The organism is Streptomyces sp. NPDC028331, from assembly GCF_055565775.1.
The window spans coordinates 104,398-123,738 of the sequence record NZ_JBVHTR010000012.1 but is presented as its reverse complement, the minus strand read 5'-3'; the positions used below and the strand labels follow the sequence as shown (position 1 = coordinate 123,738).

General features: G+C 72.2%; 13 protein-coding genes and 1 pseudogene. 7 read left to right on the top strand and 7 right to left on the bottom strand.

Annotated features, from left to right (window positions below; translation table 11 throughout):
* Nucleotides 1-14: 14 nt before the first annotated feature.
* Both ACZ4SW_RS19460 and ACZ4SW_RS19455 read right to left on the bottom strand, forming a co-directional pair.
* Complete coding sequence (locus ACZ4SW_RS19460) at nucleotides 15-524, bottom strand: DinB family protein (RefSeq protein WP_468244658.1); 510 nt, start codon at nucleotides 522-524, stop codon at nucleotides 15-17.
* Nucleotides 521-1,018, bottom strand: coding sequence for an SRPBCC family protein (locus ACZ4SW_RS19455; RefSeq protein WP_468244656.1), 498 nt, complete (start codon nucleotides 1,016-1,018; stop codon nucleotides 521-523). The genes ACZ4SW_RS19460 and ACZ4SW_RS19455 overlap by 4 nt, the downstream gene beginning before the upstream one ends.
* Nucleotides 1,019-1,599: 581 nt before the next feature.
* On the opposite strand from ACZ4SW_RS19455, the gene ACZ4SW_RS19450 reads away from it, so the two are divergent.
* Nucleotides 1,600-2,592 carry a PP2C family protein-serine/threonine phosphatase gene (locus ACZ4SW_RS19450; RefSeq protein WP_468244970.1) on the top strand — a complete coding sequence of 331 codons (993 nt, stop codon included), beginning with the start codon at nucleotides 1,600-1,602 and terminating at the stop codon, nucleotides 2,590-2,592.
* A 19-nt stretch (nucleotides 2,593-2,611) separates the two neighbouring features.
* On the opposite strand, the gene ACZ4SW_RS19445 is transcribed toward ACZ4SW_RS19450, so the two are convergent.
* Nucleotides 2,612-4,102, bottom strand: coding sequence for an RICIN domain-containing protein (locus ACZ4SW_RS19445; RefSeq protein ID WP_468244653.1), 1,491 nt, complete (start codon nucleotides 4,100-4,102; stop codon nucleotides 2,612-2,614).
* Nucleotides 4,103-4,424: 322 nt separating this feature from the next.
* Between ACZ4SW_RS19445 and ACZ4SW_RS19440 the strand changes: the two genes are divergently transcribed.
* Nucleotides 4,425-6,362, top strand: coding sequence for a glycoside hydrolase family 97 protein (locus ACZ4SW_RS19440; RefSeq protein ID WP_468244651.1), 1,938 nt, complete (start codon nucleotides 4,425-4,427; stop codon nucleotides 6,360-6,362).
* A gap of 25 nt (nucleotides 6,363-6,387) precedes the next feature.
* Here the strand turns inward: ACZ4SW_RS19440 and ACZ4SW_RS19435 are convergent, their stop codons facing one another.
* On the bottom strand, nucleotides 6,388-7,197 hold the full coding sequence (locus tag ACZ4SW_RS19435) for a maleylpyruvate isomerase family mycothiol-dependent enzyme (protein WP_468244648.1): 810 nt from the start codon (nucleotides 7,195-7,197) through the stop codon (nucleotides 6,388-6,390).
* A 164-nt stretch (nucleotides 7,198-7,361) separates the two neighbouring features.
* Between ACZ4SW_RS19435 and ACZ4SW_RS19430 the strand changes: the two are divergent.
* The 4 genes and pseudogenes from ACZ4SW_RS19430 to ACZ4SW_RS19415 all read left to right on the top strand — a co-directional run.
* Nucleotides 7,362-7,640 (top strand): annotated as a pseudogene (locus tag ACZ4SW_RS19430) (DNA topoisomerase IB); the annotation flags it as partial.
* A 260-nt stretch (nucleotides 7,641-7,900) separates the two neighbouring features.
* Nucleotides 7,901-8,572, top strand: coding sequence for a hypothetical protein (locus ACZ4SW_RS19425; RefSeq protein WP_468244645.1), 672 nt, complete (start codon nucleotides 7,901-7,903; stop codon nucleotides 8,570-8,572).
* Between the two features lie 252 nt (nucleotides 8,573-8,824).
* Nucleotides 8,825-12,709 (top strand): Pls/PosA family non-ribosomal peptide synthetase, encoded by a 3,885-nt coding sequence (locus tag ACZ4SW_RS19420; RefSeq protein WP_468244643.1) that lies wholly within the window; start codon nucleotides 8,825-8,827, stop codon nucleotides 12,707-12,709.
* Nucleotides 12,706-14,157, top strand: a complete 1,452-nt coding sequence (locus tag ACZ4SW_RS19415) for a M1 family metallopeptidase (RefSeq protein WP_468244966.1) — start codon at nucleotides 12,706-12,708, stop codon at nucleotides 14,155-14,157. The genes ACZ4SW_RS19420 and ACZ4SW_RS19415 overlap by 4 nt, the downstream gene beginning before the upstream one ends.
* A gap of 68 nt (nucleotides 14,158-14,225) precedes the next feature.
* Here the strand turns inward: ACZ4SW_RS19415 and ACZ4SW_RS19410 are convergent, their stop codons facing one another.
* Nucleotides 14,226-14,399 (bottom strand): hypothetical protein, encoded by a 174-nt coding sequence (locus tag ACZ4SW_RS19410; RefSeq protein WP_468244640.1) that lies wholly within the window; start codon nucleotides 14,397-14,399, stop codon nucleotides 14,226-14,228.
* Nucleotides 14,400-14,595: 196 nt separating this feature from the next.
* On the opposite strand from ACZ4SW_RS19410, the gene ACZ4SW_RS19405 reads away from it, so the two are divergent.
* Nucleotides 14,596-15,579, top strand: coding sequence for a DMT family transporter (locus ACZ4SW_RS19405; protein ID WP_468244638.1), 984 nt, complete (start codon nucleotides 14,596-14,598; stop codon nucleotides 15,577-15,579).
* Nucleotides 15,580-15,604: 25 nt separating this feature from the next.
* Here the strand turns inward: ACZ4SW_RS19405 and ACZ4SW_RS19400 are convergent, their stop codons facing one another.
* Entirely contained in the window at nucleotides 15,605-16,519 is a 915-nt protein-coding gene (locus ACZ4SW_RS19400) for an MBL fold metallo-hydrolase (RefSeq protein WP_468244636.1), read from the bottom strand.
* A gap of 79 nt (nucleotides 16,520-16,598) precedes the next feature.
* On the bottom strand, nucleotides 16,599-19,337 hold the full coding sequence (locus ACZ4SW_RS19395; protein WP_468244634.1) for a SpoIIE family protein phosphatase: 2,739 nt from the start codon (nucleotides 19,335-19,337) through the stop codon (nucleotides 16,599-16,601).
* Nucleotides 19,338-19,341: the final 4 nt, after the last annotated feature.

Below are 19,341 nucleotides of genomic sequence, written 5' to 3'. Positions count from 1 at the left end.
TGCCGCAACGAGCCCTAGCCGGCGTAAGGGTTGCCGCCGAGCCAGGTGGTGCCGTCGATCAGTTCGCGCACCGCGTCCAAGTGGCCGCTGTGGCAGGCGACTTCCGCGAGCACGTGGATCAGGACGTGCCGCACGTCGGGCAGCCGCCAGGTCGGCCAGATCTCCACGGGCCAGGCGGCGGGCGCCTGTTCGGGCGCGGCGGTGGCGAGCACGGCGTCCGCGCGTGCGATGGCCGCCCGGTAGCCGGCGAAGACCTCCTCGGCGCTCATCCCCTCGGGCACGTACCAGTGCGCCTCCGCGCCCGCGGTGAGCTGCCCGGCCACATCCGGCTCGCCCGCGATCACCCCGGGGAACCAGAAGCGTTCGACGTCCAGGGTGAGGTGGCGCACCAATGCCAGGCAGCTCCAGCCGCTGGGCAGCACCGGCCGCCGCAGATCCTCCTCCGAGAGCCCGTCGAGGATCCCGAAAACGTGCCCGCGCTGGCGGTCCAGGGCGCCCTTGAGGGCGTCGAGTTCGGCGTTCACCGGGCGGCGCACAGTTCGGCGAGGCGTTCCAGGGAGCGAGCCATCTGCGTCTGCCACCAGGCGCGCCCGCCGTCCACTTCCGCGCGTTTGTCCTCCGGCATGCGTGAACCGTCGAAGATCTCCGTCACGACCGTCGCCCCGGCTCCGCGCGGGACCAGGTCGAAGATCCAGCGGTGGCCCCACGCGGCCCCGGGCGTGGAGGCGTCCGGGTGCCCTCGACCGGGCCTCGGCTCCCAGCCGATGCGGCGGTCCGGCTCGTACTCGACGACGTGGTTGATCATCTCGTAGTCGCCGTAGCGCTCGTAGTGCATCCGCATCACGAAGACGTCCCCGACGCCCGAGACCACGGATGCGGAGACCCCGCCCCGCAGCATCCCGGAGCCGTCGAGGTCCGGATGCCGTCCGGGGTCGGCCAGGATCCGGAAGACGTCCCCCGCCGGCGCGTCGATGCGCCGGGACACCACGACCACGGGCTCGCCCGTCGTGCTCGTCATCCCCACTCCTCCGTCCACCGCCGAGCATGAGCCCGACTCCGGCCCGGACGCTACACCGGGGGTACGACAACGCCCGGCCGAGCACCTACGCGCCCCGCCCGACCCGGACTCCCGCCCGGTCGGCCCCGGTCACGGCTCCTGCCGAATCCGAAGCGAACACCGCGCCGACCTGCGGGGGCAGTGGGGGGAACGGAACGGCCCGGGACACTCCGAGGGGGGCCTGCCCGGCGGCCGTCGCGTCGCCATCGCTCGTCTCGCCTCCCTGACCGTCCGCCACCCGGCACGGGCACCACGGTCACGTCTCCCGGTGATGCCCGGATGGGAAAGAGATGGGAATCGGATGAGCCCTGCGGTCGCCCCGGCGGTGAGGTCTCCCTCTTTACGGGGATGGGCGAAGCTTTCGGTGAGGATCGACAGGTACGTCTGCGACGATGCGGTGTGCGAGGCCCGCAGCGCGGGGGGAAGGTTCCAGCGGCCTGTCCGCCCCCCTTGATCCGCGACAGGCCGCCCGGGTTCCGGAGGGCGACGTGACCGTGAACGACCGCCAGTCGACTTTCCTGTCCGTGGTGCCGTTCGCCGTGATGGCCGCGGTCGGGGTGGTCGATATCGCCGCCGGCCCGTCCATGCACTTCCTGCCGCTGGTGTCGCTCGGGCCGGCGTTCGCCCCGCTCGTGGGCGGCTGGAGACGCACCGCGTGCGTCGGCGGGACGGGGCTGCTGCTGTGCGTCGGCCTGGCCTGGTGCGACAATCTGACCGATGTGCGACGCGGTTCCATGACCTTCGCCTCCGTCGTGGGAGTGACCGTCGCGGGGCTCGTGGCCGTGTCCATGCGCCGGAAGCGGGAGGCGGAGCTGGACAGCGTCCGTTCGATCGCCGAGGCGGCCCAGCGGGTGCTGCTCAAGCCGGTGCCGCGCCTGGCCGGCCACTTGAGGGCGGCCGTCTCCTACACGTCCGCCGTCGCCGAGGCCCGGATCGGCGGAGACCTGTACGAAGTCGTCGCCGCCTCCCAGGGCGTTCGGGTGATCGTGGGCGACGTCCAGGGCAACGGGCTGGAGGCGGTGGAGACCGCGGCCGTGGTTCTCGGGGCCTTCCGGGAAGCCGCGTTGGACGAAGCGGACCTGGTGCAGGTCGGGCGCAGGCTCGAGCGGTCGGTCGCACGGCAGTTGAGCGACGAGAGGTTCGTCACGGCCATCCTGGCCGAGCTGAGCGGGCACCAGGTCACGTTCCTGAACGTCGGCCACCCCGCACCCATGGTGATCCGGTCCGACGGCAGCGTGCACCTGCCCGAACCGCCCGCCTACGCGCTCCCGCTCGGCCTGGGCGAACACGGCGGTGCCGAACCGGTGCCGTTCGACACCGCCTTCCTCCCGGGTGACCAACTGCTGCTGTACACCGACGGAATCATCGAGGCGCGCGATGCCGACGGCCGGTTCTACGCCCTCACCGAACGCGCCCACCTGCTCAAGGAGCCGGACCCCGAGGACGCCCTGGAAACCCTGCGCCAGGACCTGCTCCAGCATGTGAACGGCCCGCTCCAGGACGACGCGGCGATGCTGCTGCTGCGCTACCGGTGACGAGGCCGCGGACACGGAATCAGGAGAGGCTCCACTGCTGGCTCGTCCCGCCGGTGCCCGTCTCCTGGTCCACCGCCGTCCCCTTGGTGGTGACACCGCCCGCGACGCCGATGTCCAGGTCGCTGCCCACGCCGGCGAGCATGTACGTGCTTCCGGTGTAGCTGCCCACCAGGTCGAGGAACCACTGCTGGTTCGTGCCGCCGTTGCAGGTCCACTGCTGCAGTTGCACGCCGGTGTCGGTCGACTGGTTGGGCACGTCCAGGCACAGGCCGCTGTTCACGCTCTTCAACGTGTAGACGTTGTCCCCGACCCGGGTGAAGGTCCACTGCTGGTTGGCGCCGCCCGTGGACGGCCACTGGATGACCTTGCCGCCGTTCGACGTGGAGGCGCCCGACACGTCCATCAGCAGAGCGCTGTTGACGTCGGTCAGGGTGTGGACCCCCGCGGCGGGAAGGCCGCTGTCGGCGGTCCAGGTGCCGGCGCCGGCGTCGAGGGACCACGTGGGGTACTGACCGAGGTTCACCGTGCGTCCCCTGATGGTCAGCGGCAGCCAGATCAGCTTGGACGAGCCCAGGTCGGAGGTGTTCCAGCGGTCGCCGGCGTAGATGTAGGTCGTCCCGGAGGTGCCCTGGACCGTGATGACGTTCGCCGTCTGGCTGCCGTAGGTGTGGGTGCCGGGAGCGGCGAAGTTCCGGAACGCCGACCACGGGCCGCTCAGCGACGTGGCGGTGGCGTAGACGTTGTCGTTCAGGCTCCACCCGGTGAGGTGGGAGCCGAACACGTAGTAGACACCGTCGACCTTGACCATGGCGGGCGCCTCGACGCTGTTGCTGCCACTGCCGCCCAGCACCGCCACCGCGCTGTCGACGGAGAGGTAGTCGGCGGACAGCTTGTCGATGCGCAGGCCGTTGTTGCGGTCCTCGCTGAGCAGGTAGGCGGTGCCGTCGGTGTCCTGGAACAGGCCGAGGTCACGGCTGAGGTTGCCCAGCGGCCGGAAGCTCCCCCGGTAGGTGTACGGGCCGCACGGCGTGCTGCTGGTCGCCACGCCGACCTTGGCCTCGGAGTAGTTCGTGCTGTCGATGTGCATGTACATCACGTACGTGCTCGTCGAGGCGTTGTAGATGACCTTGGGACGCTCCACGATGCGGCCCGGCCCCAGGTCGCCGCTGCTCTGCCTGGCCAGCGCGACGCCCTGGTAGGTCCAGGTGCCCAGGTCGGAGGAGGTGTAGCAGGGGATGTCCTGGAACGACGTGTCCGAGGAGGTCTCGCCGGTCTTGTCCTCCCCGAAGCCGTACCAGGTGCCGCCCACCTTGATGATGCCGAGGCCGTGGAGCTGAAGGGCGTTGCCGTTCTGGTCGGTGCGTGCGGCGCCGGTGGTGAACGACACGCCGGCCGCGTGCGCCTCGGTCGCCGGAAGCAGCAGTGCCGCAACGGTGCCGAGGAACGTCACAAGGGCGGCGGTTCTGCGCCGCCACCGGTGGGCGGGCCGACGGGGTGCTTCCTTGGGCATGCTTCGTCCCTCTCTTCGGCTCGTCCCCCTGCCGGGGCCCAGCGGCCCCTGTGCCCGGCGGGCGGGGGACCCCATGAGAGTCGGGCCCGTTCACTGACGTCAAGATGTGCGTTCGATTTTGTTGATTCTTGACCGGCCGCAACTCGGCCAGTGGGTCTCGGTGGAAACCTGGGTGCCCCTCCTGTCCGAGATTTCGGCCAATGCCCGTTCCTGTAACGAGGGTTGACCTGTGGTCGGTCAGGTACTAGAAACGCTCCGGCAGTCGAAATCTGTTGTTTGATGGTCGGCTTTGTTGGTTAGCCTCTGCAGCGAGGAGCACGCCGTGATCGTTTCCGGACGTCGGGAACCCTCCCGCCGCGGGGTCCTCAAGGGCGCCGCCGTCACCGCCGCGGCCGCCGCGCTCGGTGTCGGCACCGCGCGCACGGCCGAGGCCGCCGACGCCTCGGTCACCGCCACCTCGCTCGACGGCACGACCGCCATCACGATGTCGCTGATCGACGGTGCGCTCCGGTGGTCCGCCAAGCGCAACGGCACGACGGTGATCGACACCTCGACGATGGGTCTGCGGCTGAGCGACGGCACCACGCTCGGTGCCGAGGCCGTCCTGACGAACTACCAGCACTGGCACGTCGACACCACCTGGAACCCGGTGTACGGACGCAACGCGACCGTCGCCGACACCTACCAGGAGATGCGCTGGAACCTGCGCGACACCCGCACCTCCGTCAACTTCGGCGTCCAGATCCGCGCCTATGCGTCGGGCGTCGCGTTCCGCTACGTCCTGCTCGACTCGGGCACCGCCACCATCGCCGACGAACTGACGACGTTCGTCTTCCCCGACGGCACGCTCGTCTACAGCGCCCGGGACGAGGACCCCTACAACCCGGTTGCTCCCGGCTCCATCCCGTCCACCGGCACCTCCTCCACGGACACCGGTCCCTTGACCGACCTGCCCCTGACCGCGACCTACACCGGCGCCGGCGGACTCATCGCCTGCGTCTGCGAATCCTCCCGTGTCAATTACCCCCGGCTGATGCTCGGTTCGGTGTCGGGTGAGCCCAACACCCTTGCCGCGTATCTGATGGAGCACACGGCCCGCGGCTCCGGAACGGTCCAGACGACCTCAACGGTCACGACACCCTTCGCCACGCCCTGGCGCGCGGTGGTCATCGGCTCGACCCACGCCGAGCTGGTGGACAATGCCGAACTGGTGCTCAACCTGGCTCCCCCGAACACGCTCGCCGACACCTCGTGGATCAAGCCGGGGAAGGTCTTCCGCTGCCAGTTGACCACCGCCGCGGGCATGGCGGGCGTCGACTTCGCCGTCGCCCGCAACCTGCAGTACATCGAGTACGACTCCGGCTGGTACGGCCCGGAGCACACGACGACCGATGCCACCAAGCCGATCCCCGACATCGACCTGCCCTCGGTGATCTCCTACGCCAGGAGCAAGGGCATCGGCGTCATCCTCTACGTCAACCCGCTCGCCATGCCCGACGCGGACTCCCTGTTCGCCCTCTACCGCAACTGGAGCGTCGCCGGCGTCAAGCTGGGCTTCATCAACGACGGCACCCAGGCCATGACCAACCAGATCACCGCCTGGGCCAGGACGGCGGCGAAGTACAAACTTCTGCTCGACACGCACGACGACGTGCGGCCGTTCGGCTACGAGCGGACCTGCCCGAACTGGATCAGCCTCGAGGGTGTGCGGGGCAACGAGCACTTCCCAACCGCCACCCACAACGTCACCCTGCCCTTCGCCCGCAACGTCGGCGGGCCGATGGACTACACCATCTGCTACGGGCAGTCCCGTGACCAGACCACCAACGCCCACCAGATGGCGATGGCGGCGGTCTACTACCAGCCGCTGAACTTCCTGTACTGGTACGACGCCCCGTCCAAGTACGCCAACACCGCCAACTGGCCCGGCCTGCCCTGGTTCGACGCCGTTCCCGCCACCTGGGACCGAAGCAGGACGCTGACGGGGTCCATCGGCCAGTACATCGCGGTCGCCCGCCGCAGCGGCGTGAACTGGTTCCTCGGGGCGATGACCAACGAGACCGCCCGCACCCTGTCCCTACCGCTGTCCTTCCTCGGCAGCGGCACCTATACGGCGACGATCTATGCCGACGGAACCCCGGGCACGAGCCCGTACCAGACCCCGGTCGTCGTGAGCACACGGACCGTCACCTCGGCGACCACGCTGAGCGTGTCGATGGCCCCCGCGGGCGGCCAGGCGGTCGTACTGAGGCCGAGTTGAGACCCGCCCGGAGCCCCGGCTCGGCTCAGAAAGCCGTGTGGGCGAACCAGCGGTCCAGTACAGCGGTCTCTCCCGAGACGTCGAAGGCGCTCTCCTGGTACGCCCGCCGCCCGTAGAGCAGCAGCAGGAGGTCCGCGGCCCGCCCCCGGACCTCCGCGGTCGGCGCCGCGTCACCTTCGGCCTCCGCCGGGGGCAGCAGGCGGAAACCGTCCGGATCCAGTCGCACCCGCCACTCCTCGCCGGCTGCGCCGCCGGAGTCCGCGCACCGGAAGGCGATGACCTCGCCGTTGCCGTTCAGCTTGGTCACGCCGGGGGCGAAGACACCCGCGTAGGGCAGATTGACGAGGAACTCGTCCACCCCGTCCGCCGCCAGCACGGCGTCGATGTCCGACGCGAGGCCGACGGCACGCTCGGCGTCCACCCGGTGCACCAGCGTTTCGCACAGCATCCGGCGGGCCCAGAACCGCGCGTGCCGGTCCTCACCCCAGGCCCACATCCCCGCCTGAGGATCCGTGTCCCGCAGCACCTCGGCCACCGTAGGCACGCCCGCCGCCACCCAGTCGGCATACTCCTCCGCGCGTTCCGGGAGCCCGAGTTCGACGTCGCGGCTGCGCGGAGGCTCCTGCACCCGCCGGGTCAACAGCGTGCAGAACCACCGCTGCAAGGCCCCCACGTGCCGGGTGAGCTCCGCCAGCGTCCAGTCGGGGCAGGACGGCACGGCGGTCGCGGGGTCCGCGCCTGAGACCACTTCGACGAAGCGCAGCGTCTCCCGCTCGAGCGCCTGCCGGTAGGTGTCGTACGGCAGAGGGTGCCCTGCCGGGTTCGTCGTCCCCATGTGCTGCTGCCGCCCTTTCACGTCCCCAGTCGGATTCGGCCGTGATCAGTGTGCGGGCTGGAGTCCACTCGAAGGCAAATCCACCGGGCGCCCGGCGAGCGACTGGCGGGTTCCGATGAGGGTACTGGTGAGCCCGTCAGGGCGTCGGCGGCCGGACGCCCGCGGCCCGCAGCGAGACGGGGCGGCGCCGGGCGATCGTCCGTGCCGTCCGTGAGGTCGCCGACTACCTGGGCAACACGCCGGCCGTGTGCCGCGCCTCCTACATCAACCCGCGTGTGATCGAACTCTTCGAGGAAGGCGCCACCATCGCCCCCTGTCTGGACCGCCTCGGCGCCGAGGGCGCCTTCGGCGTGCCGGCGACGCAGGGAGCGATCGAGAGGGCCGTCATTCATCTGATCACGACGGGGCGCCCGCCCGACGGCAGCGGGGCGGATCCGATCTAGTCGCGCCCGGTCCGGTCCGCCGCCCGTCCGCTGCCCGAGGCCCCGGCCTGATGTCCGTCTCATGCGTTTTGTCCTGTGGTGTCCGGGTACTGCGGGCCTCGGGTGCCGCGTTGGGGACGGCGCATCCGGGTACCCCGGCGCACCACCGAACGGGAGGAGTCCCGATGAATCCGCTGTGCGTGGCCCGGGCCCACGGCGTGTTCGACCTCGTCGGCGACGGCCGGCCGCTGAGCGGTGACCGTGGACGGGAACGGTGAGGCGTGCCGGGCACGACCGCGCCCCACGTCGGCCATGGGCCCGGCCGACGCGTACGGCTGCGGTTCGAGGGGTGGATCGCGGGGATCGGTACGTCGTCGGGTACGCGGGTGGTGCTGGGCCACTGGCCGCGGTCGCCGTTCGGGCCGTTCAGCGATGTGATGCTGGAGCGGAAGGACGGCCACCGTGTCCTTCTGGCCCCCTCGGCGCGGACGGCGCGTTTCGTCGCCGGGACCTACACCTTCGACGAGGTCCGGGTCGTACCGGTCGGCGTGGACGTCGGCCGTAGGGAGTGGACGGTGACGACGCCCGTGTTCCGCCTGCGTTTCGTCACCGGCCGCAGAGGTCCCGTGGGCCTGCTGCTCAAAGCCGTGCCCGGTCCGCTCGCCGCCCGTCCGCTGTGGGCGGTGCTGGTGGCCCCGGCCGCCAGGGCGTTGCTGGGAGTGCGGACCCACGGCAGCGCGGGCGCCGGCCGGCGCGAGTGGTACGGGGCGAAGGACCTGCGTCCCGTCGTCGAGGCCCGGGCCGTCTACGAAGGCGAGGACCTCGGCTCCCTGGCACCGGTCGAACCCGCCGTGCGGTTCGGGTTCGGCTCGACGCCCCGCAGGCCGTGCGTGGTGGGCGTCACCACCACGGTGGCGCTGCGGGGGAGCCGTTGGGCGGTTCGCGTGCAGTGACCCGCAGGAGCGCGGCCCGTGGTCGCCGACGGTGTGGGGGATCTCTCGTCACGATGACACATCTCCATGTCAGCGCGCCGGAATTACTGATTCCGCGTGGCTCCGGCCGCCCCTCCAGATGGCGGAACGTCCTGGTCCCGGCCGTGACGTACTAAAGTTGACCGCTTGTTTGGAGCTGGACGGAAGATCCCCAGGCATCCCTGCGGGCCCACCAGCGCCCGGAACGATCCGGGAACGACACGTGAGGACCCGATGGCAGCCCTCCAGCAAGGCCCCGCAGTCGCCCTGTCCGACGACGAGATGCGCGCCGAGTTCGGCGACCGCGCGCGCTTCTCGGCCGCACCCGCCGCCGCGCCGCGGACGCTCCTGGACATCCTCGACGCCTCGGTGCGGGCGTACCCCGACGAACCGGCCCTCGACGACGGCCGCCGCTGCCTGACCTACCGCGCCCTCGCCGTCGAGGTCGAAGCCCTCCGGCGGCGGCTCGCGGACGCCGGGGTCGGCCTCGGCGACCGGGTCGGCGTGCGCGTCCCGTCCGGCACCGACGACCTGTACGTGGCGATCCTCGCCGTCCTCGCCGCGGGTGCCGCCTACGTCCCCGTGGACGCCGAGGACCCCGACGAGCGCGCCGAGTTGGTGTTCGGGGAGGCGCAGGTCCGCGCGGTCGTGGGCGCCGGGCACCGGATCACCGTCAACGGCACGTCCGACGTCCCCGCCGCCCGCCCAGGCGTCGAGCACGACGCCTGGATCATTTTCACCTCGGGCTCCACCGGGAAACCCAAGGGCGTCGCCGTCAGCCACCGCAGCGCCGCTGCGTTCGTGGACGCGGAAGCCGCCCTCTTCCTGGCGCAGGAACCGATCGGGCCCGGCGACCGGGTCATGGCGGGCCTCTCCGTGGCCTTCGACGCCTCCTGCGAGGAGATGTGGCTGGCCTGGCGCTACGGGGCCTGCCTGGTGCCCGTACCGCGCGCGCAGGTGCGCAGCGGAGCCGACCTCGGACCCTGGCTGGTCGATCAGGAGATCACCGTCGTCTCCACCGTGCCGACGCTGGCCGCGCTCTGGGAGCCCGAGACGCTCAACGACGTACGCCTGCTGATCTTCGGCGGCGAGGCCTGCCCGCCCGAGCTGGCGCAGCGGCTGGTCACCGAGGGACGCGAGGTCTGGAACACCTACGGGCCGACCGAGGCGACCGTGGTGGCCTGTGCCTCGCTGCTGACCGGCGAGGAGCCGATCCGGATCGGGCAGCCCCTGAACGGCTGGGAACTGGCCGTCGTGGACGACGCCGGGCAGCCGGTGGCGATGGGGGAGAGCGGGCAGTTGGTGATCGGCGGCGTCGGCCTCGCCCGCTACCTCGACGCCGAGAAGGACGCCGAGAAGTACGCGCCCCTCCCCTCCCTGGGCTGGGCGCGCGCCTACCGCAGCGGCGACCTCGTCCGGGCCGAGCCGGAGGGCCTGATCTTCCTCGGGCGCGCCGACGAGCAGATCAAACTCGGCGGGAGACGCATCGAACTCGGCGAGGTGGACGCCGCGTTGCAGGCCCTGCCCGGGGTCGCCGGCGCCGCCGCGGCCGTACGGACCGCGCGCAGCGGCAACCAGCTCCTCGTCGGATACGTCGTCACCCAGGACGGCTGGGACCACACGGCGGCCGTCGAGAAGCTGCGCGCCGAACTGCCCGCCGCACTCGTCCCGTTGCTCGCACCCGTCGCCGACCTGCCGACCCGGACCTCCGGCAAGGTCGACCGGGGCGCACTGCCCTGGCCGCTGGAGGGCCTGGAAGGCCCCGCCGCTCAGCTCTACGGCACGGAGGCCTGGCTCGCCGAGCAGTGGACCGAGGTCCTGGGCGTCCCGGTGACCGACGCGTCCGACGACTTCTTCGCGATCGGCGGCGGCAGTCTGGCCGCCGCCCAGCTCACCACCCGGCTGCGCACCCGCTATCCCAGCGCCGCCGTCCTCGACATCTACCAGCAGCCGAGGCTGCGCCAACTCGCCCGCCACCTTGAGGAGTCGGCGCAGGACGACGGCGCGCAGCGCGTGATCGCCCCCGTGCCCGCGCGGGCCGGAGCGCTGCAACTCCTCCTGCTTCTCCCCCTGTTCACCGTCCTCGGGCTGCGCTGGACCGTGGCGCTGGCCGCGCTCGGCAACGTATTGCACTGGTTCGGTCCGTACCCCTGGGCGCCGACGACCTCCTGGTGGGCCGTGGCGGCCGGGGCGCTGCTGTTCTTCAGCCCGCCGGGGCGGATCGCGATCGCCGCGGGCGGGGCCCGGCTGCTGCTGCGGGGCGTCGAACCGGGCCGGTACGCGCGCGGCGGCGGCGTGCACCTGCGGCTGTGGGCCGCCGAACGGCTCGCCGAGTTCAGCGGAGCCACCTCGCTGACGGGCTCGTGGCTGGAGCGGTATGCCCGGGCGCTGGGCGCCAAGGTCGGCCCCGACGTGGATCTGCACTCGCTGCCCCCGGTGACCGGCATGCTCAAACTGGGCCGGGGTGCGGCCGTCGAGTCCGAGGTGGACCTGGCGGGCCACTGGCTGGACGGCGACCGGCTGGAGATCGGCCCGGTCAAGGTGGGCGCGCACGCCGTCGTCGGCACGCGCAGCGTGCTCTTCCCGGGTGCGCGCGTCGGCAAGCGCGCCGAGGTCGCACCCGGGTCGGCCGTCGTCGGGCAGATCCCGACCGGGCAGCGCTGGGCGGGCGCACCCGCCGTCAAGCTCGGCAGGGCCAAGCACAACTGGCCCAAGGAGCGGCCGGCCCGCGGCACGCGGTGGCGGGCGGTGTACGGCGTCACCGGCTTCGCGTTGACGGCCCTGCCCGTGCCGGCGGCGCTGGCCGCGCTCCTGGTGGCGCACGCCTTCGCCGGCCCGGCCGCCGGTCTCGGCGCGGCCCTGCGGGGCGCCGCCGTGGCACTCGTGCCCGCGACGCTCGCCTTCGGTCTGACGTACGCCCTGTCGCTCCTGGTCGCCGTACGGCTGACCAGCCTCAAGTTGCGCGAGGGCACGTACCCGACGCACAGCCGGACCGGCTGGCAGGCCTGGACGGTCACCCAGTTGATGGACCGTTCGCGGGAGATGCTGTTCCCGCTGTACGCCGGGCTGGTCACCCCGGTGTGGCTGCGGCTGCTCGGCATGCGGATCGGGCGGGGCGCCGAGGTGTCGACCGTGCTGGCGCTGCCGAGCCTGACCACGGTCGGCGACGGGGCGTTCCTGGCGGACGACACGCTGACCGCCCCGTACGAGCTGGGCGGCGGCTGGGTGAGGATCGGGCACGCGGAGATCGGCCGGCGGGCGTTCCTCGGCAACTCCGGGATGACCGCACCGGGCCGCAGCGTGCCGGACGGCGGGCTGGTCGGTGTGCTGTCGGCGACGCCGAAGAAGGCCAAGAAGGGCAGCTCCTACCTGGGTCTGCCGCCGGTGAAGCTGCCGCGCGCGGTGTCCGGCGGCGACCAGAGCCGCACCTACGAACCGCCGGCCCGGCTGTTGTGGGCGCGCGGGCTGGTCGAGCTGTGCCGGATCGTGCCCGTGTTCTGCTCGGCGGCCCTCGCCGTGCTGACGGCCGCGGCGCTCAGCGCGCTGGGCGGCTGGGCCTGGCTGCTGTGCGGGGCGGTCCTGCTGTGCGCCGGACTGGCCGCGGGCGCCCTGTCGGTCGCGGCCAAGTGGCTGCTGGTGGGCCGCCACCGGGCCGGGGAGCACCCGCTGTGGAGCTCGTTCGTCTGGCGCAACGAGCTGGCGGACACGTTCGTCGAGGTCGTGGCCGTGCCGTGGCTCGCCGGATCGGTGCCGGGCACGCCGCTGACGACGCTGTGGCTGCGCGGCCTGGGCGCCCGGATCGGCCGGGGCGTGTGGGTGGAGAGTTACTGGCTGCCCGAGACCGACCTGGTCACGCTGGGGGACGGAGCCACGGTCAACCGCGGCTGTGTCCTGCAGACCCACCTCTTCCACGACCGGATCTTGCGGACGGATACTGTGGTCCTCCGTGAGGGCGCCACGCTGGGTCCTGGCGGAATCGTCCTGCCCGGCAGCACGGTCGGGGCCCGCACCACGCTGGGTCCGGCCTCGCTGGTGATGGCGGCGGAGTCCGTGCCCGACGACACCCGCTGGCTGGGCAACCCGATCGAGGCATGGCGTCCCCGGAAGCGAGCGACGTGACGCCGTCCGGGCCGGGGGACGGGGCACCGGCACGACGTACGAGCACAGCGCAGGGAGCAGAAGCACCAGTGAGCCCTCGGCAGAAGGCGGAAGCAGATCCCTACTTCCCCGACAACGGCGACCCGCGTTACCGGGTCCACCGCTACGAGCTCACGCTGGACTACCGCCCCGGCCCCAACCGGCTCGCCGGGACGGCGCGGCTGGGCGCCATAGCGGGCCGGGCCCCGCTCGACGAATTCCAGCTCGACCTGGCCGACTTCCGCGTCGGCCGGGTCAAGGTGGACGGCCGGGCGGCGCACTACACGCACCGTGGCGGCCGACTGCGCATCCGACCGCCCAAACCGGTCCGGGCGGGCGCCGCGTTCACCGTCGAGGTCCACTGGTCCGGCAATCCGAAGCCCGTCACCACCCCCTGGGGCGGCGTCGGCTGGGAGGAACTGGAGGACGGGGCGCTGGTGGCGAGCCAGCCGGTCGGGGCACCCTCGTGGTACCCGTGCAACGACCGCCCGGCGGACAAGGCGTCCTACCAGATCTCGGTCACCACGCCGTCGGCGTACTCCGTCGTGACGGGCGGGCGACTGCTGACCCGCACCACGAAGGCGTCGACGACCACGTGGGTGTACGAGCAGCCCGCACCGACCTCCAGCTATCTCGTCGGGCTGTCGATCGGCAGGTACCAGACCGTGCTGCTCGGCGATCCGGGGGAGGACGGTGTGCCGCAGCACGGGCACATCCCCGCGCGCCTGCTCCCGCAGTTCTCCCGGGACTTCGCGCGCCAACCCGCCATGATGGCCCTGTTCCAGGAGCTGTTCGGTCCCTACCCGTTCGGCGAGTACGCGGTGGTGGTGACCGAGGAGGAACTCGACGTCCCCGTCGAGGCACAGGGGTTGTCGCTGTTCGGCGCCAACCACGTGGACGGCGCGCGGGGTTGTGAGCGGCTGGTGGCGCACGAGCTGGCGCACCAGTGGTTCGGCAACAGCGTGACCGTCGCCGACTGGCGGCACATCTGGCTCAACGAGGGCTTCGCCAAGTACGCGGAATGGCTCTGGTCGGAGCGGTCCGGGGGCCCGGCGGCCGCTCGGCTGGCCGAGACGGCCCACCGGAAGCTGTCCTCGCTGCCGCAGGACCTGCGACTCGCCGACCCGGGCCGCAAGCGGATGTTCGACGACCGCCTCTACGAACGCGGCGGCCTGGTGCTGCACGCGGTGCGCTGCGCGCTGGGCGACGAGGCGTTCTTCCGGATGCTGCGGAGCTGGGCCGGCCTGCACCGGGGCGGGACCGTGACGACCGGCGCCTTCACCGCCCACGCCGCACGGTTCGCGTCCCGGCCGCTGGACGACCTGTTCACGGCGTGGGTGGAGGAGACGGCGCTGCCGCCGCTGCCGGCCCTCGAGCCCCCGGTGCCGGCGCGTCCGCCGTACCCGCCGGGCAACGCCCGGTCCGCGTAAGGCAGGTCGCCGCGGTGCGTGCGGTTCAGCGCCGGTCCGAGCCGACCGCCCGCCCCTGCCGGGCGGGCTCATCCCTCCCCGGCCGTCCGGCGCTTGTGCCGCCTGTTCCGCTTCCAGGCTGCTCCCGCCCACACCAGCAGCCCGACCACCGGCAGCCCGACGGCCGCGCAGACGGCCGTCGCCCACGCTCCGGCGAGCAGCATGCCGAACAGCGCCTCTCCGATCGACGGGTCCTCACCCAAGGCCGCTCCCGGCATCCGTCACGGCCCACGACCTCGGCGGTTGCTCCTACTTCGACATCCGCAACCGTACGGCAGCCTCGCGGTTGCGGACCACCGCTGGAGGCCGTGGACTGAGAGCGTGGGCGCGCCCGCCGTCCTGTTGTGGAGGAGCCATGATCGTCGCTGCGGGGGCGGTGACACCCGGGGACGGCGCGCCGTGCTGAGTGTGCTGCTCGCCGTCCTTGCGGCGATCGCGAACGCGCTGGCCTCCGTGCTGCAGCGCAAGGCGGCACGAGACCGACCGGAGAGCGAGAGCCTGAGCTGGCGGCTGGTGTGGCACCTGTTGCACCGGCCCGTGTGGTTCGCCGGTGTTCTCTCGATCATCGTCGGATTCCTGCTGCAGGCCGCGGCACTGGGCAACGGCCAGATCTCGGTGGTGCAGCCGATGCTGGTGCTGGAACTGCCCGCGACCCTGCTGCTGGCGTCGCTCGTGTTCAAGAGCCGACTCGGCGCCCGGGAATGGGGGGCCTCGGTGATGATGGCCGTCGGCCTGGCGGGGCTGCTGTTCTCCCTGGCCCCCTCGCAGGGTTCGGCCACCCAGACCGGTGCCGTGACCTGGGCGATCGCCTCGGCGGTGAACGTCCTCCTGGTCGCCGGCATGGTGGTGTGGGCCCGTCTCGCCGCTCCCGGCGCCCGCAAGGCGGCCCTCCTCGGCGTGGCGACCGGGTGCGCTTTCGGGTTCACCGCCGCGCTGATCAAGGGCATGACGGAGACCTTCAGCCAGGGCATCGGCGCGCTGTTCACGAGCTGGCAGCTCTACGCCATGATCGTGGCCGGCGCCGGCGCGATGTTCCTGCTGCAGTCCGCGATGCACGCCGGACGACTGCTCGCCAGCCAGCCCGGCCTGACGATGTCCGATCCGGTCGTCGCGATCCTGTGGGGCGTCTTCGTCTTCGACGAAGCGGTCCGCAGCGGCGTCTACACCGTCGTGTCGGTGGTGGCGGCAGCCGTCGTGGCCGTCGCCGTCGTGCTGCTCACCCGCTCCCCCCTCCTCGCCGGTCAGCCCGGTCGCGGAGAACGCGGAACAGGGACAGCCCCGCGGCGAGGCGGGCACGGAGGCGGACTAGCCACCCCGGCCCACGTCGTACGAGGCCCGCGAGAGGTCATGCGGGACCCGCGAGAGGTCATGCGGGACCCGTGAGAGGTCACACGAGGCCGGCGAAGGGTCATACGAGGCCGGCGAGGGGGTCGCTCGGCTGCCAGGCGGCGGGCACGACGACGTCGACACCGTCACGGCGTGCCAGGGGCAGCAGCCGGCTCATCGTCGCCTCGAGGTCGTCGAGCAGGTAGGGCATGGGGCGCAAGGGGCGACCCAGGCCGGTGAAGAAGTCGTCCCAGTGGACGAGGATCACGCGACGCGCCCCGGTGGCGGTGACGACCTCGTCCCAGTACGCCTGGAGGAACGCGGCGGGCTGCCTGCCCAGGTTGCCGACGCCCAGATAGACGACGTCGGCGCGGTGGCCGCGCAGGGCGCCGGGCCGGTGGTTGGCGCTGGCGTGCAGCAGGATACGGCCGCGGGGGTGGGCGACCAGCACCGAGTACACGGTGCCGGTCCTCCAGGCGCGGGCGCGGGCCGGGGGGACGAGGGGGCGGTCGACGGTGCCCGGGTAGTGGTCGCCAGGGCTGTGCAGGGAGGTCAGGAACGTCAGAACGAAGCTGCCGTAGGTGAGGGTGTCGCCGTCCTCGACCACCCGCAGCGAGCGTGCGGGGACCCCCTGGCCCCGCCCGATGTTCGCGGTGGAGCGCGACCCGACCAGGTCGGCACCGGTCTCCAGCGCCCACAGCGGGGCGTCGAGGGCATGGTCGTAGTGGGAATGCGCGCACACCACCGCGGCGAGGCGGTCCACGCCCAGCCGCGCGGCGGCCGCGCGGACGAGCGTGCGGTCGGGCGCGATCCGGCCCAGGAGCACGCGCAGCATGCGGGGCCGGGTGACGAACCCGTCCATCAGGATCCGCGTCTCGCCGTCCGACAGGAGCACGGAGCTGGTGCCCAGGAAGTGGGCGGTCAGACCGTCGTGCGAGGGCGCGGCACGCTGCAGGTACGGCTGGCAGGACCGCAGGCTCGGGCGACCGATCGGCATCTTCACCCGGTCATCCTCAAACGTGTGCGGCCCCCCGGTCCACCGTTCTCGCGCAAGAGATGCCGGGGCGGGTCCGCTCTCACAGGGTGGGGTCCCCGAACTGTTCCAGCAGGAGGTCGACCGGTGTGTGCTCGGCGGCGGCGGACGCGCCGTCGTGGAGGGTCTGTTCCGCCCAGATGACCTTGCCCTGGGCCGTGTAGCGCGTGCCCCACCGCTGGGCGAACTGGGCGACCAGGAACAGCCCCCGCCCTCCCTCGTCCGTCGTCGCCGCCCGCCGCAGCCGGGGCGAGGTGCTGCTGCCGTCCCCCACCTCGCAGATCAGGCAGCGCCCGTACAGCAGCCGCACGGTCACCGGTGGCGAGCCGTACCGGATCGCGTTCGTGACCAGCTCGCTGAGGATCAGCCCCGTGGTGAACCCGATCTCCTCCAGTCCCCACTCCCGCAGCCTCTGCCTGCACCGGGAACGCACCGAGGGCACCACCGCCGCATCCGACGGCACGCTCCACTCGGCCACGCGCGAGGGCGGGAACCGCCGGGTCCGTGCCACCAGCAGGGCGATGTCGTCGGCGGGATGCGCCGGCCGCACCGCATCGATCACCGCCTGGCACGCCTCCTCCGCGGTGCGTCCCCCGCCCCCGTCCAGTGCCCGGCGCAGCCGATCGAGGCCGACGTCGATGTCACAGGCGCGTTCCCCCACCAGACCGTCGCTGTAGAGCACCAGTTGGGAGCCCTCGGACAGGTGCAGCTCGGCGGTCTCGAAGGGGTAGCAGCCCAGGCCGAGCGGGGCCGACGCCGGCACGTCGGGGCAGGTGACGGTCCCGTCCGGACGCACCACGACCGGGTCGGGCTGTCCGGCGCGGGCCACCGTGCACGCCCCCGTCACCGGGTCGTAGATCGCGTACAGACACCTCGCGCCCGTCACGCCCGCACCCTCGCGGTCGTCGGCCGCCCCGCCGCCGTACTCCTCGTTGTCCATGCGGACGACCAGGTCGTCCAGGTTGCCGAGCACCTCGTCCACGGGGAGGTCCAGCGTGGAGAAGTTGTGCACGGCGGTGCGCAGGCGCCCCATCGTCGCCGCCGCGTGCAGCCCGTGGCCGACGACATCGCCCATCACCAGCGCCACCCGCGCGCACGGCAGCGGGATGACGTCGAACCAGTCCCCGCCGACCCCCGCCTCCGCCGGCAGGTACCGCCAGGCCACCTCCAGCGCGTCCTGTTCCGGCTGCCCCCGCGGCAGCAGGCTGCGTTGCAGCGTCACGGCCATGGCGTGCTCCCGCGTGAAGCGCCGGGCGTTGTCGATGGCCACCGCCGCCCGCGCGGCCAGCTCCTCCGCGAAGGAGAGGTCGTCCGGCTCGAACCCGGGGGAGTCCGTCATGCGGTAGAAGTTCACCACGCCGAGCGGCACGTTCCGGGCCTGCAGAGGCATGCTCACCAACGAGTGCATCCCCAGTGCCAGGGCCTTCCGGGCGCGCTCCGGATCCTGCTCCCGCCAACCGCGCGCCTGCCGCAGGTCGGCCTCAAGCACGCCCCGCCCCTCCTGGAGCGCGTGCATCTGCGGGGTTCCCGGGGAGAGCGTGATCGTTTCACCCATCGGGTACACCGGCATCATCTGCCGGTCCAGGCTGATCGCCGCACGCCGCAGATGCCGCCACCCCTCCGCGGTCGGCTCCTGACCGTGCACCACCGCCTCCAGCAGATCGACGGTGACGACGTCGGCGAACTGCGGTACCGCCACGTCCGCCAGCTCCTGCGCCGTACGCCCCACATCGAGCGTCGTCCCGATCCGCAACCCCGCCTCGTAGAGCAGCTTCAGCCGCTCCCGCGCCACCTCGGCCCGTCCCGCGACCACCGCCAGCTCCGTGGTGTCCCGCAGCGTCACCACGCTGCCTCCCGGGGTCCCGTGCGGGAACGTGAGCCGCTTGTTCACGGCCAGCAGCCGGTCCTGCGCGAGATGCACCTCGTCGGTGACCGCGTCCGGCGAGAGCAGCAGGCGCGTGATCTGATCCGGCAGTCCCAGCTCGCGCACCGGGAGCCCGTACGCGTCCGCCGACAGGCCCAGCAGCCGCCGTGCCTCGTCGTTGGCCAGCAGCAGCCGCCCTTCGGAGTCGATGATCAGCACGCCCTCCCGCACCGCGTGCAGCACCGCGTCGTGGTGCTCGTACAGCCGTGCCAGTTCCACGGGGGCCAGACCGCGCGTCTGCCGCAGCAGCCGCCGGGACACCAGCGTGGTCCCGGTCGCGGCCAGTGCCAGCCCGGCCGCCCCGGTACCGAGGATGATCGGCAGTTGCGGCGTCCACAGATGCGAGACGTTCTTGACCGTGATCCCGGCCGAGACCAGCCCGACGACCGTGCCGTGCGCGTCGTGCACCGGCACCACCGCCTGTATGGCCGTGCCCTTGCCCGCGGGAAGGGGTGGCCCGCCCGCCTGCTGGACGACGGTACGGCCGTGCAGCGCCGGCGTGATGTCGCCGACGAACTTCTTCCCGATCTCCTGCGGGTACGGGTACGTGTACCGCGTTCCCTTCGTGTCGGTGACGACGATGAAATCGACGCCCGACTTCTTGCGCGCCGCCTCTGCCCGCGGCTGCAGCACCGCCGTGGGGTCCCGGCTGCGCAGCGCCTGAGCCGTACCGGGGGCGTTCGCGAACGACTGGGCCGCGACGACCGACACACGGCGCCCCTGCTGCAGCGCGTCACGCGCCGCCTGGAGCACCACGCTCGTCATCGCGGCCAGGACCAGCAGCACCACGATCACGATCTGAAGGAGGAACACCTGCCCGGCCACGCTGTGCGGGTTCAGCAGGGAACTGCGACGCATACGC

Excerpts from the sequence above, each read along its gene's own strand:
- ACZ4SW_RS19400 (WP_468244636.1), bottom strand. The coding sequence starts at position 16,519 with ATGCCGATCGGTCGCCCGAGCCTGCGGTCCTGCCAGCCGTACCTGCAG.
- ACZ4SW_RS19450 (WP_468244970.1), top strand. The coding sequence starts at position 1,600 with ATGGCCGCGGTCGGGGTGGTCGATATCGCCGCCGGCCCGTCCATGCAC.
- ACZ4SW_RS19395 (WP_468244634.1), bottom strand. The coding sequence starts at position 19,337 with ATGCGTCGCAGTTCCCTGCTGAACCCGCACAGCGTGGCCGGGCAGGTG.
- ACZ4SW_RS19455 (WP_468244656.1), bottom strand. The coding sequence starts at position 1,018 with ATGACGAGCACGACGGGCGAGCCCGTGGTCGTGGTGTCCCGGCGCATC.
- ACZ4SW_RS19445 (WP_468244653.1), bottom strand. The coding sequence starts at position 4,102 with ATGCCCAAGGAAGCACCCCGTCGGCCCGCCCACCGGTGGCGGCGCAGA.
- ACZ4SW_RS19435 (WP_468244648.1), bottom strand. The coding sequence starts at position 7,197 with ATGGGGACGACGAACCCGGCAGGGCACCCTCTGCCGTACGACACCTAC.
- ACZ4SW_RS19420 (WP_468244643.1), top strand. The coding sequence starts at position 8,825 with ATGGCAGCCCTCCAGCAAGGCCCCGCAGTCGCCCTGTCCGACGACGAG.